11 protein-coding genes are annotated in these 11786 nt (G+C 70.2%); 4 read left to right on the top strand and 7 right to left on the bottom strand.

What is annotated here, in order from left to right:
* Window positions 1–37: 37 nt before the first annotated feature.
* Together H4W81_RS05480 and H4W81_RS05475 are read right to left on the bottom strand one after the other, a co-directional pair.
* The gene (locus tag H4W81_RS05480; protein WP_192773761.1) at window positions 38–1165 is read right to left on the bottom strand and encodes a sugar ABC transporter substrate-binding protein; all 1128 of its coding nucleotides are present in this window, start codon (window positions 1163–1165) and stop codon (window positions 38–40) included.
* A gap of 332 nt (window positions 1166–1497) precedes the next feature.
* Complete coding sequence (locus tag H4W81_RS05475) at window positions 1498–2220, bottom strand: sulfite exporter TauE/SafE family protein (protein WP_225958475.1); 723 nt, start codon at window positions 2218–2220, stop codon at window positions 1498–1500.
* Window positions 2221–2240: 20 nt separating this feature from the next.
* On the opposite strand from H4W81_RS05475, the gene H4W81_RS05470 reads away from it, so the two are divergent.
* Entirely contained in the window at window positions 2241–3044 is an 804-nt protein-coding gene (locus tag H4W81_RS05470; RefSeq protein ID WP_318781539.1) for a neutral zinc metallopeptidase, read from the top strand.
* Between the two features lie 208 nt (window positions 3045–3252).
* On the opposite strand, the gene acnA is transcribed toward H4W81_RS05470, so the two are convergent.
* The gene (gene acnA, locus H4W81_RS05465) at window positions 3253–6030 is read right to left on the bottom strand and encodes an aconitate hydratase AcnA (RefSeq protein WP_420538745.1); all 2778 of its coding nucleotides are present in this window, start codon (window positions 6028–6030) and stop codon (window positions 3253–3255) included.
* Window positions 6031–6222: 192 nt separating this feature from the next.
* On the bottom strand, window positions 6223–6948 hold the full coding sequence (locus H4W81_RS05460) for a metal-dependent hydrolase (RefSeq protein ID WP_192773758.1): 726 nt from the start codon (window positions 6946–6948) through the stop codon (window positions 6223–6225).
* A 307-nt stretch (window positions 6949–7255) separates the two neighbouring features.
* On the opposite strand from H4W81_RS05460, the gene H4W81_RS05455 reads away from it, so the two are divergent.
* Both H4W81_RS05455 and H4W81_RS05450 read left to right on the top strand, forming a co-directional pair.
* Window positions 7256–7981, top strand: coding sequence for a PadR family transcriptional regulator (locus H4W81_RS05455; protein WP_192773757.1), 726 nt, complete (start codon window positions 7256–7258; stop codon window positions 7979–7981).
* A gap of 9 nt (window positions 7982–7990) precedes the next feature.
* Window positions 7991–8449, top strand: coding sequence for a DUF1707 SHOCT-like domain-containing protein (locus H4W81_RS05450; RefSeq protein WP_192773756.1), 459 nt, complete (start codon window positions 7991–7993; stop codon window positions 8447–8449).
* Window positions 8450–8778: 329 nt separating this feature from the next.
* Here the strand turns inward: H4W81_RS05450 and H4W81_RS05445 are convergent, their stop codons facing one another.
* The 3 genes from H4W81_RS05445 to H4W81_RS05435 all read right to left on the bottom strand — a co-directional run bounded on the left by H4W81_RS05445 (window position 8779) and on the right by H4W81_RS05435 (window position 10629).
* Window positions 8779–9189: a hypothetical protein gene (locus H4W81_RS05445; RefSeq protein ID WP_192773755.1), complete on the bottom strand. Its 411-nt coding sequence runs from the start codon at window positions 9187–9189 to the stop codon at window positions 8779–8781.
* A gap of 81 nt (window positions 9190–9270) precedes the next feature.
* On the bottom strand, window positions 9271–9771 hold the full coding sequence (locus H4W81_RS05440; protein WP_192773754.1) for an anthrone oxygenase family protein: 501 nt from the start codon (window positions 9769–9771) through the stop codon (window positions 9271–9273).
* A 27-nt stretch (window positions 9772–9798) separates the two neighbouring features.
* Entirely contained in the window at window positions 9799–10629 is an 831-nt protein-coding gene (locus H4W81_RS05435; protein WP_192773753.1) for an NAD(P)H-binding protein, read from the bottom strand.
* Window positions 10630–10860: 231 nt separating this feature from the next.
* On the opposite strand from H4W81_RS05435, the gene H4W81_RS05430 reads away from it, so the two are divergent.
* Entirely contained in the window at window positions 10861–11769 is a 909-nt protein-coding gene (locus H4W81_RS05430; RefSeq protein WP_192773752.1) for a helix-turn-helix domain-containing protein, read from the top strand.
* The last annotated feature ends 17 nt before the right edge of the window (window positions 11770–11786 follow it).

Genomic DNA, 11786 nt, shown 5'->3' with positions numbered 1-11786 from the left:
GGGGTACGGCTGCCGCCAGCCGTACCCCTGACCGCGTCTACTGGATTCCGGCCTCGGCGCACTTGGCGGCGAACTCGCCCGTGCACAACTCGTCCTTGGTGACGAAGCCGTCGGCCACGACGTCCTTCACGTTGTCGAAGAAGATCGCCTGGGGGTCGAGCAGCACGGCGGGCACGTCCTGGCCGCTCTCGGTGTCCTTGACGGTGCCGGTGGCGGCGGGCTTCTCGCCCTTGGCCAGGGAGACGGCGAGCGCGGCCGCCGCGTCGGCCTCCTTCTTGATGGCCTTGTAGACGGTCATGCACTGGTCGCCGGCGAGGATGTTCTGCAGGCCCTGGACGGTGGCGTCCTGGCCGGTGACCGGCACCTTGCCGTTGAGGTTGTTCTTCTTCAGCACGGTGATGGCGGCGTTGCCGAGGCCGTCGTTGGCCGCGAGGACGCCCGCGATCTTCGGCTCGCCGGTGAGCATCTGCTCGAAGATCGTGCCCGCCTTGGCGTTGTCCCAGTCGGGCACCGACTCGTCGGGGCCCTTGACGTACTCGCCCGAGTCGAACTTCGGCTTGAGCACGCCGTCGTAGCCCGCCTTGAACAGCGTCGCGTTGTTGTCGGTGGGCGAGCCGTTGAGGTAGGCGACCATCGGCTTGTCAGCCTTCTTGTCGGCCAGGCACTTCGACAGGCCCTCGCCCTGCAGGGTGCCGACCTTGGTGTTGTCGAAGCTGACGTAGTAGGCGGCGCCGCCGCCGAGCGTCAGGCGGTCGTAGTCGATGGTGGCCACGCCCTGCGACTTGGCCTTGCTGAGCACGGCCTTGCCGGTGCCGGAGTCCAGGTTGACGATCATCAGCACGGTCGCGCCGTTGGTGATCATCTGGTCGGCGATGGTCTGGAAGGCGTTCTTGTCGCCCTGGGCGTTCTGGATCTCGTAGGCGACGCCCGCGGCCTTGAAGGCCTCTTCCAGAAACTTGCGGTCCGCGGTCTCCCACCTGGCCGAGGACTTGCTGTCGGGAAGGATGACGCCGATCTTGCCCGCGGCGGCCGCGCTCGATGCGGGCGCCGCGCCGGACTGGGCAGGACTGGCCTGGGTGGTGCCACCGCTGTCGCCCCCGCACGCGGTGAGACCGAGGGTCGTCGCCGCTACCGCGGCGGTCAGGCTGAGGATCCCCTTGCGCATGGTGCACGGGTCCTTTCTCAGGGGGAACGGATGGGGGTTGCTCCGCCCGCGTACGGCGGCGCCTGCCGTACGCGGTGAATGTTGTTTGCGGCAACGTATTCCGCTGCGGCCTGCTTTGGAAGACCCAGCGAAGGCCGAGTTTGTTGTGGCGGGTAACAATCCAGAAACGCCCGGTTAACCCGGCCCCCGGCGTCTTGCCGGAGCCGGCCGGATCCCGTCCAGTCGGCACCGCGTCCCTGCATCTGAAGGACGCACCCCTGTGGTATCCGGCGACGTCTCGGGCGGGCGGCGGCCGCCGTACATGACGGGCGCGGGCCTCGGTCAGAGCAGGGTCAGAGCAGGCTCTGCGCGATCAACGCCAGCGCGGACAGTGCGGCCACCGCGAGGATGGCGCGCCTGACGCCGCCGCCGTCGAGGTGGCGGCGCAGCGGCCCCGAGACGAGGAAGCCCGCGATCAGGAACGGGATCAGCAGCGCGCCCGACCACAGCGCCCTGGCCGGCAGCCGGTCGACCGCCCAGAGGATGAACAGCGACTGGCTGGCGCTCAGGAAGAAGAAGGCGGCCAGCGTCGCGCGGATCTGCGGACCCTTGGCGCTCTGGTAGACCAGCGCCATGGGCGGGCCGCCGATGCCGGTGGCGGTGCCGGTCACGCCCGAGGTGAACCCGGCCGCGGTGGTCGTCCAGCCGTTGCGCGGCACCGCGAGCGCCTGCGCGGTCAGCGCCACCGCGACCAGCACCATGACACCGACGAAGACGCCGAGGGTCGTGGCGGAGACGTAGACGACGATGAGGGCGCCGATCGCGCTGCCCGGCAGCCGGCCGAGCAGCGCGAAGCCCAGCCCCCTCCAGTCCACCCTCCGCCACTCCGCGGCCAGCGTGAACAGCGGCAGCGTGGCGTTGACCACCTGGATCGAGCCCGGCATCAGGGCGGGATCGAGCATCGTCACGACGGGCGCGGCGACCAGTCCGAGGCCGAACCCGACTCCTCCCTGGACGACCGCCCCCACAAATACCGCCAAACCCGCCAGAATCAGGATCAACACCTCGTGCGTCATGGGCTCTATGCTCCATGAGCGTGAAACTCACCCTTCCCCGGGTCACCACCTGCGCCCTCGCCCTGGTCACCGCGGGCGCGCTCACCGTACCGGCCCCCGCCGCGCTCGGCGAGACCGAGGCCACCGGCGGCGCGCGGGTCGGGCCGCCCCGCCTGCTCTACGAGACCGGCAGGCTGCGCGCCGCCTCCTGTCCCGAACCACCGCTGATCTCCGGCGGCATCCCGCGCTCGAAGGAGTACCTCACCGCGATCGTCAGGTGCATGGACGCCGGATGGTCGGCCCACCTCCGCCGGGCGGGGCTGCGCTACCGCGCGCCCACGGTCCTCTACGTGGAGGAGCCGCGCGACACGGTGTGCGGGCTGCCGTGGCCCGGCGGCGCGGCCGCCTTCTACTGCACCGAGCGCGCCACGCTCGTCTTCACCCTCGAAGGGCCGTGGATCGAGGGGCGCACCGACCTGTACCCGCTGAAGGTCGCCGCCCACGAGTACGGTCACCACGTGCAGCAGCAGGCGGGCGTCAGGAGCGCCTACGAGAGGCTGGTGCGCGGGCGCAAGGGCGACCAGGCGGAGCTCGGCCGCCGCTACGAGTTGCAGGCCGACTGCCTGGCGGGGGTTTTCGCGGGAAGCGTGTGGCGCTCGCTGGGCCGCTCCCCCGCGGACTGGACGGCGCTGGTCGAGACGGTGCGGGCGAGCGGGGACGAGCCCGACGGCCGGCACAGCCACGGCAAGGGCGCCGGCCGCGCGTACTGGCTCCAGCGTGGCTACGCGGCCAGGTCACCCTCGGCGTGCGACACCTGGTCGGCGCCTTCGGCCAAGGTGTCCTGAGACCGGCGGCGCCGGCCGGGGCGCGGGCCGGCCCGCCGTACGGGAAGGCCGGAACGCACGCCGCCGCCCCGCGCGGGGTGGTGCGCGGGGCGGCGGTCAGATCGGGTGGTTCCCCCGAGAAGGGCGCGTTGAGGGTCGCGCCCGCCCGGCCTGTGGCCGGGTTCCCGCGCCCGCTCCCGGCTGATGGCCGGGCGCGGGGCGGGAAGTCCTACTTGGCCAGCAGCGACCGCAGCACGTACTGCATGATGCCGCCGTGGCGGTAGTAGTCGGCCTCACCGGGCGTGTCGATGCGGACCACCGCGTCGAACTCCACCTCGCCCGCCTTCACGTGGACGGTGCCGGGGATCGAGCCCTGGTTGAGCGCCTCGACGCCGGTGATGTCGAAGCTCTCCTCGCCGGTCAGGCCCAGCGACTCCGCCGTCTGCCCCTCGGGGAACTGCAGCGGGAGGACGCCCATGCCGATCAGGTTGGAGCGGTGGATGCGCTCGTAGGACTCGGCGATGACGGCCCTGACGCCCAGCAGCGCGGTGCCCTTGGCGGCCCAGTCGCGCGAGGAGCCGGAGCCGTACTCCTTGCCGGCCAGGACCACCAGCGGCGTGCCGGCCGCGGCGTAGTTGACCGAGGCGTCGTAGATGAACGACACCGGGCCGTCGGGCTGGGTGAAGTCGCGGGTGTAGCCGCCCTCGGTGCCCGGCGCGATCTGGTTGCGCAGGCGGATGTTGGCGAACGTGCCGCGGATCATCACCTCGTGGTTGCCGCGCCGCGAGCCGTAGGAGTTGAAGTCCTTGACCTCGACGCCGTTGGCCTGCAGGTACTGCGCGGCGGGCGTGCCGGCCTTGATGGAGCCCGCGGGCGAGATGTGGTCGGTGGTGACCGAGTCGCCGACCTTGACCAGGACGCGGGCGCCGGTGATGTCGGTGACGGGCTCGGGCTTCTCCGGCATGCCGTCGAAGTAGGGGGCCTTGCGCACGTAGGTGGAGGCGGGGTCCCACTCGAAGGTGTTGCCGGTCGGGATCGGCAGCGACTGCCAGGTCTCGTCGCCCTTGAAGACGTCGGCGTAGTCGCGCTCGAACATCTCGCGCCCGATGGACGAGCTGACGACCTCGGCGACCTCCTCGGGCGAGGGCCAGATGTCCTTGAGAAACACCGGCTGCCCGTCGGCGCCCGTGCCGAGCGGCTCGGTGTCGAGGTCGATGTCCATCGTGCCCGCGAGCGCGTAGGCGACCACCAGCGGCGGCGAGGCCAGGTAGTTCATCTTCACGTCGGGGTTGATGCGGCCCTCGAAGTTGCGGTTGCCCGACAGGACCGCGGTGACGGCCAGGTCGTGCTCCTGCACCGCGGCGGAGATCTCCTCGGGCAGCGGGCCCGAGTTGCCGATGCAGGTGGTGCAGCCGTAGCCGACCAGGTTGAACCCGATCTTGTCGAGGTACGGCTGGAGCCCGGAGCGCTCGAAGTAGCCGGTGACGACCTGCGAGCCGGGGGCCAGCGAGGTCTTGACCCACGGCTTGCGGGTCAGGCCCTTCTCCACCGCGTTGCGCGCGAGCAGGGCGGCGCCCAGCATGACGAACGGGTTGGAGGTGTTGGTGCACGAGGTGATCGCGGCGATCGAGACGATGCCGTGGTCGATCTCGAAGGAGGTGCCGTCGGCCAGCGTGACCGGCACCTTCTTGTGCGGGCGCGCGCCGTTCAGCGCGGCGGCGTGCGGCTGGTCGCCGTTGCCGTCGTGGCTGATCGCCGGGGAGTCTGAGGCGGGGAAGGACTCGGCCGAGGCCTCGTCGGCGGGGCCGAGGTCGACCTCCGTCGCGTAGTCCTTGACCGCCGCGCGCCAGGCGCGCTTCGCGTCGCTGAGCGCGATGCGGTCCTGCGGGCGCTTCGGGCCCGCGATCGAGGGGACGACCGTGGCCAGGTCGAGCTCGATGTACTCGGAGAAGACCGGCTCCTCGGCCGAGGGGTCGAGCCAGAGGCCCTGCTCCTTGGCGTAGGCCTCGGTGAGGGCGATCTGCTCCTCGGAGCGGCCGGTCAGGCGCAGGTAGTCGATGGTCTGGCCGTCGATCGGGAAGATCGCGCAGGTGGAGCCGAACTCGGGGCTCATGTTGCCGATCGTGGCCCGGTTGGCCAGCGGCACCGAGGAGACGCCCTCGCCGTAGAACTCGACGAACTTGCCGACCACGCCGTGCTTGCGCAGCATCTCGGTGATGGTGAGCACCAGGTCGGTGGCGGTCGCGCCGGCGGGCAGCTTGCCCGTGAGCTTGAAGCCGACCACGCGCGGGATCAGCATCGAGATCGGCTGGCCGAGCATCGCGGCCTCGGCCTCGATGCCGCCGACGCCCCAGCCCAGCACGCCGATGCCGTTCTCCATCGTGGTGTGGGAGTCGGTGCCGACGCAGGTGTCGGGGTAGGCCTTCCCGTCACGGGTCATGACCACGCGAGCGAGGTGCTCGATGTTGACCTGGTGGACGATGCCGGTGCCGGGCGGGACCACCTTGAACTCGTCGAAGGCCGTCTGGCCCCAGCGCAGGAACTGGTAGCGCTCGCGGTTGCGCTCGTACTCGCGCTCGACGTTGCGCCGGAAGGAGTCGGGGTGGCCGAAGAAGTCGACGATGACCGAGTGGTCGATGACCATCTCGGCGGGGGCCAGCGGGTTGATGCGCGCCGGGTCGCCGCCGAGGTCGCGCACGGCCTCGCGCATCGTGGCCAGGTCGACCACGCACGGCACGCCGGTGAAGTCCTGCATGATGACGCGCGCGGGCGTGAACTGGATCTCCACGCTGGGCGCCGCGCTCGGGTCCCACTGGCCCAGCGCGCGGATGTGGTCGGCGGTGATGTTCGCGCCGTCCTCGGTGCGGAGCAGGTTCTCCAGCAGGATCTTCAGGCTGTACGGGAGGCGGGCAGCGCCCTCGACGGCGTCCAGCCGGAAAATCTCGTACGACGCGTCGCCGACGCGTAGCGTGTCACGGCTGCCGAAGCTGTTCGCGGACACGGTGATTCGCCTCCTCGTTAGACAAGTTCACGGGTTCTCGGGTCGCTCGCCGTTCCGCTCACCGCGTCGGGTTCGCTCCCCACAAAATCCTGCCGCACCATGCGACCTCCCGTGACGTTAGGTCACCCTAACCAGGAGGCCGGGCCGGTCTCTTGACATCAAGATATCGGGGAAAGTATCTCGACATCAAGTTACCCGCTAGTACGCCAGGCGCCAGAAGAGGAGGCCGACAATCGCCACCGAAAGTACCGGCGCGAGAATTTTCTGCTCGAACTTCTTGCCGGTCTTGATGCCGATCTTCCACGGCAGCATGAACTTGTAGGCCATCGGCCACAGCACGGGACAGCCGCGTTCGGTCATGCAGTCGCCGACCACGTGGATGAGCGAGCCGACCCCCACCGCGAGCCCCAGCCACGCGTAGCCCACACCCAGCGACATGAACACGACGTACAGCCCCGCCGTGAGCCCCACGTTGACCATCGCCGAGCCCATCTTGTTGCCCGGGATGCCGACGCCGATCGCGCGCAGGGACAGGCCGATGAGCAGGACGACGAGGATGTCCCTGCCGATCGGATAGGTGCCGGCCAGGTAGTGCGCGCCGAACCCCGCGGCGACGGCGAAGACCAGCGAGTGCGTCGCCCCCCTGTGCCCGCCGGACAGCCACGAGACCGCCTTGCTGAGCAGCCACGTCACGGGACCGAACGTCTGGGCGATGGTGGCGCTGGGATGGTCGAGGTCGGGCAGCATCGCGGCGCCCGCGCACACCAGCGCGCCCGCGATCAGTTCGGCGGGGGTCAGGGCGCCCGCCATGATGCCCGTCTCGATGAACCTGGACGACTCGTTCACCAGGGGGAGCGCGGCGAACACGGGCGCGAGGCCCAGCCAGGCGGCGGCTCCGGTCAGCGCGTGCGTGTGCCCCATCATGTCAAGATCACGCTACGTCATGGTACGGCAAAGCGCGCGGCGCGGGCGGGCACGAAAAAGACGAGGTCGTTACCGCGGCGACAGCACCCCCCAGCCCTGCCGACGTGGAACGACCTCGTCTGCTCTAGATAACGGCCCTCGTCCCGCCCATGTTCCCGAATTCCGCGACTTTTTCGTGATCTAGGTCACTTCCGGCCCGGCCGTCGCAAGGGTCCGAGAACGGGGCTTGCTGTCCGAACGTTAGCGATATATCTTTGAAGCATCGAGAGCGGTCGAAAGTCGATCGCGTATGAATGGAGAACACATCATGAGTTCCGCACAGGCAATGGGCGGCGGCCAGTGGGCCGACCCCCGCGAGATGAAGCGGGCCGCCCGCGAGGCGTTCCGCATGATGGCCGGAGCGTGGCAGCACGGCGGTCATCACCACCACAGGCAGGGCCCGCACCCGGAGGGCGGCCCGCACGAGCACAGGCAGCGCGGCAGGGGCCGGCCGCCGTTCCCCTTCGAGTTCGGCAGAGGTCCATGGGGCGGTCCCGGCGGGCCGTTCGGGCGGCACGGATTCGGCGGCGGCCGCAAGGCCAAGCGCGGCGACGTCCGCTCCGCGATCCTCGCCCTGCTGGCCGAGGAACCGCGCAACGGCTACCAGATCATCCAGGAGATCGCCGAGCGCAGCGAGGGCGGCTGGAAGCCCAGCCCCGGCGCCGTCTACCCGGCGCTCCAGCAGCTCACCGACGAGGGCCTGGTGATCGCCGAGGAGAACGAGGGCCGCAAGACCTTCCGCCTCACCGAGGCCGGGCTGGCCTACATGGCCGAGCACCCCGACGAGGTCCGCGCGCCGTGGGACGCGATGCGTCCCGACATCGACGACAACTCGGCCGAGCTGATGGACATCGCCAAGCAGTCGGCCTTCGCGATGATGCAGATCCTGCACTCCGGCACCGAGGCGCAGGTGCGCGAGGCCCGCAAGGCGCTGGTCGAGACGCGCCGCAAGCTCTACCAGATCCTGGCCGACGGCGACCCGGACGAGGAGTGACCTCCCGCCATGACCACAGCTGACGAACTGCGCATCGGCGACGCCGAGCGCGACCGGACGATGGAGGCCCTGCGCGAGCACTACGCGCAGGGCCGCCTGACCCGCGAGGAGCTCGACGAGCGTCTCGACCTGACCCTGACGGCGAAGACCGCGGGCCAGCTGGCCCGGGTCTGCGCCGACCTGCCGGGGCCCGCCCCTCACTTCCCCGAGGAGTACGACTTCCGGTGGCCCGCGGCGGCCATGGCCGTCCATCACCGGCGCCACCTCGCACACCGCGGGCGCCCACACCACCTGCGGCGCCGCCACAGGGGTCCCGGCCCGATCGCGCCCCTCCTGCTGCTCGCGCTGATCATCGCGCTGGCGGTCGGCGGCTTCTCCGTGCTCAAGGTGCTGTTCTTCGTGTGGGTGGCCGCGATGGTGGGCGGATTCGTCCACCGCCGCGCCCATCTCCGCAGACTCGGCCCCTGACCGGCGGCGGTCGCCACCCGGCACCGCTCATCAGGCGGGAGGGCAGGCCGGCTCAACCTTGACCGCGCTGCTGACGAATCCGGGGTCCGCTGCGGTACCTCTCTGCACCTCCACGTACCAGGCGAGGTTTTCGCCCGGCGGAAGCGGGATCCGGCCTCCGTACTCCCCATCGGTCCCCGAGCTGCAGCGTGGTCATGCGTCAACGGCGAAGAACGGATCGTTTGTGCCGTTCACCACGAACCAGGGCGTCGTGATGGCACCCCGTAGCCCTCCGGGCCGCGTCCCCCGAAAGGCGCTCAGGGGGCGCGGCGGCCGCTTGAAAGTTCTCTTCAGTCCGGCGCCCAGTACTTCTCGAGGACCTGCTCCAGGTCACGCACCACCGGGCTCCAGGAGGCGGACAGCGTGTAGCGGCTGGCGCGGTGACCCCGGTAGGCGAGCGTGTACTTGATGAAGTCGGCACCCTGCGGCCGCGCCTCAGAGCGTCCGAGACGCAATTGCTTCAGGTGGCCGCGCAGCGTCCGGTTCTCCTTACCGGTCAGGCACTTGTCGATGGTCGGCCCGGTGCGGCGGCTCAGCCGTACGCACCCGTTGGTGTACACGATCACGCGGTCGTCCAGACCCGCGAATCCGCCCTCCTTGTGCAGTGTGACCAGCGTCTTCGTCGTGGGGGTGACCGCCTGGGCCGGCTGCGCGACGCCGACGCTCAGAGCCAGGAGGAGCACGATGGGCCAGATCTTCATGCCCCTTTGACGTACCGGACGGGCGAACGGCTCACCATCCCGACACGTCACCCTTGTCGAACCGACACCGGACGTCCGCGATCAGACGCGGGACTGCCCGTGGACGATCAGTGCCCAGATGAAGCAGCCGAACGAGCCCGTGGCGGCCAGGGCCCTGACGATGTTCCAGGTGACCCATCGCGCCTCGAACGCCTCCCGCACGGCCGCCAGGTCGGCGATCTTCGCCGGGTCGCCCGCCTTGGCCAGCTGGTCGTTCAGAGGCACGTTCACGCCGCTGGTGACGCCGAACATCACCAGGTAGAGCACGCACCCCGCGATCACCCAGGGCAGGGCGGGGCGCAGGTCGCCCTGCCAGTGCAGCGCCACGGCGCCGAGCGTGAAGAGCAGGCCGCCCATGAACACGATCAGGAAGACCGGGTTGAGGATGGCGACGTTGATCTTCTGCATGGCCTCGACCAGGGTGCGGTCGGTGCTCTGCCGCAGGCCGGGCATCACCGAGTAGCTGAAGGCGGCGAAGAGCCCGGCCATCAGTCCGGCGCTGAGCGTCGACAGGATCAGGGCGATGGTGCTGAGGGTTTTCAAGCCGGTCTCCAAGAGGTGGGGTGGTGGTCAGCGCTGGTTCCAGAGGCCGCCGGCGGCGGTACGGCGGGCGAAGTCGGCGAAGTCGCGGGGCGAACGGCCGAGGGCGCGCCGCACGCCGTCCCCCAGGTGGGCGTTGCGGCCGTCCAGCACCGTGGTGAACAGGTACATCAGCAGGGCGATGACGTCCTCGGGCACCCCCGCGCCGGTCAGCGCGGCGGCGTAGTCGTCGGCGGCGACCTGCCGGTAGCCGATCCGGCGGCCGGTGGCGGCGGAGATGTCGGCGACGGCGTCGGCGAAGGTGAGCAGCCGGGGCCCGGTCAGCTCGTAGATCTCGCCGACGTGGCGGTCGTCGGTGAGCGCCGCGACGGCCACGTCGGCGATGTCGTCGGCGTCGACGAACGGCTCGGGCACGTCGCCGGCCGGCAGGACGAGCTCGCCCTCCACCACCGGGTCCAGCAGGTAGCTCTCGCTGAAGTTCTGGTTGAACCAGGCGGCGCGCAGGATCGTCCAGTCGGCGCCGGAGTCCTGCAGCAGCTTCTCGCTGTCCTGGGCCTCCTCCTCGCCCCGGCCGGACAGCAGCACCAGCCGCCTGGCCCCGCCCGCCACCGCCAGCCTGCTGAACGCGCCGACCGCCTCGGGCGCGCCGGGCGCCGCCAGGTCCGGATAGTAGGAGACGTACACCGCGCGGACGTCCTGCAGCGCGGGCTCCCAGGTGGCCGGGTCGTGCCAGTCGAAGGGCCGGTCGCCGCCGCGCGTGCCCGCCCGCACCGGCACCCCGCGCCCGGCCAGCCCCTGCAGCACCCGCCGTCCGGTCTTGCCCGTGCCACCCAGGACGAGTGTGAGATCACGTGTGGTCATGGTCGTTCTCCTTGATCGATATGGATGGTCATCGCGTCGCTCGGCGGATGCTGTGGACGCCCGGGCGGCTCGTCGGCCCCAGGAACGGTCCTTTTCCCGCGTGGGAAAGGGCGCGTGCGATGGTCACCTTGGCCCAGCGGTGGCGATACTGCCAAGATGATCGGCTTTCAGGTTGTTGCATGCTTTTCCGGCGTCCCCGCAGCAACATGCAGAGATCTGTAGATTCGCCGCATGAGCTTGGCAGCCCTCGGGATCTCCCCGCACGAGGAGCAGGTCTACCGCTACTTCCTGCGCAATCCGGGCACCGATACCGCCGACATCGACAGGACCGTCGTCGAGCGGCTGCTGGAGCTACGCCTCCTGGAGATCGGTCCTGACGGCGCTGTCACGGTCGTCGGCCCTCAGGCCGCGATGGAACGCCTGATAGAGCGGCGGCTGGACGAGGTGAGCGGCGAACTGCGCAAGGTCACCTCGGTGCTGCCGTCGCTGATGGCCGAGCACACCACCGGTGCGCCGATCGAACTCGTCGAGCGCATCGAGGGCATCGAGCAGACCCAGCAGCGGATCTGGCAGGCATCGGCCAACGCCAGAGACGTCCTGTCGATGCATCCCTCCCGGTCGCGGGTGGATCCCCGCGTCAGGGAAAGAGTGCTGGCCGAGCTGAAGGCGGGCGTCCGCCACCGGTCGATCGTGCACCGCACCACTCTGGACGATCCGGAGGTGGCCGCCTACTTCCGCGAGATCCACCGCGCCGGCGACCGCCACCGGGTCATCGACGAGCCGATCCAGCTCCTGCTCATCTTCGACCGCGAGACGGCGTTCGTGCCGATCGAGCCGGGGAATCCGGCCGCCGGAGCCCTGGTGATCAGGCAGCCCGGCATCATCGTGACCCTGATCGGGCTCTTCGAGCAGGCCTGGAGCAGGGCGACCGACCTTGAACCCGACGCGGCCGACCCGAGCGCCGTCGAGAAGCAGGTGCTCGATCTGCTCGACCGGCTGGGCAAGGACGAGGTGGCGGCGCGTGCGATGGGCGTGTCCGTGCGCACCTTCCGCGGCCATGTCGCGGACCTGATGGGCAGGCTGGGCGCCGCCAACCGCTTCCAGATCGGCGCCCGCGCCAAGGAACGGGGCTGGATCTAGCCTTCGTCGGCGTCCTC

Origin of the sequence: Nonomuraea africana (assembly GCF_014873535.1) — a bacterium.
GTDB lineage: Bacteria > Actinomycetota > Actinomycetes > Streptosporangiales > Streptosporangiaceae > Nonomuraea > Nonomuraea africana.
This window is presented reverse-complemented; position numbering and strand designations above follow the sequence as displayed.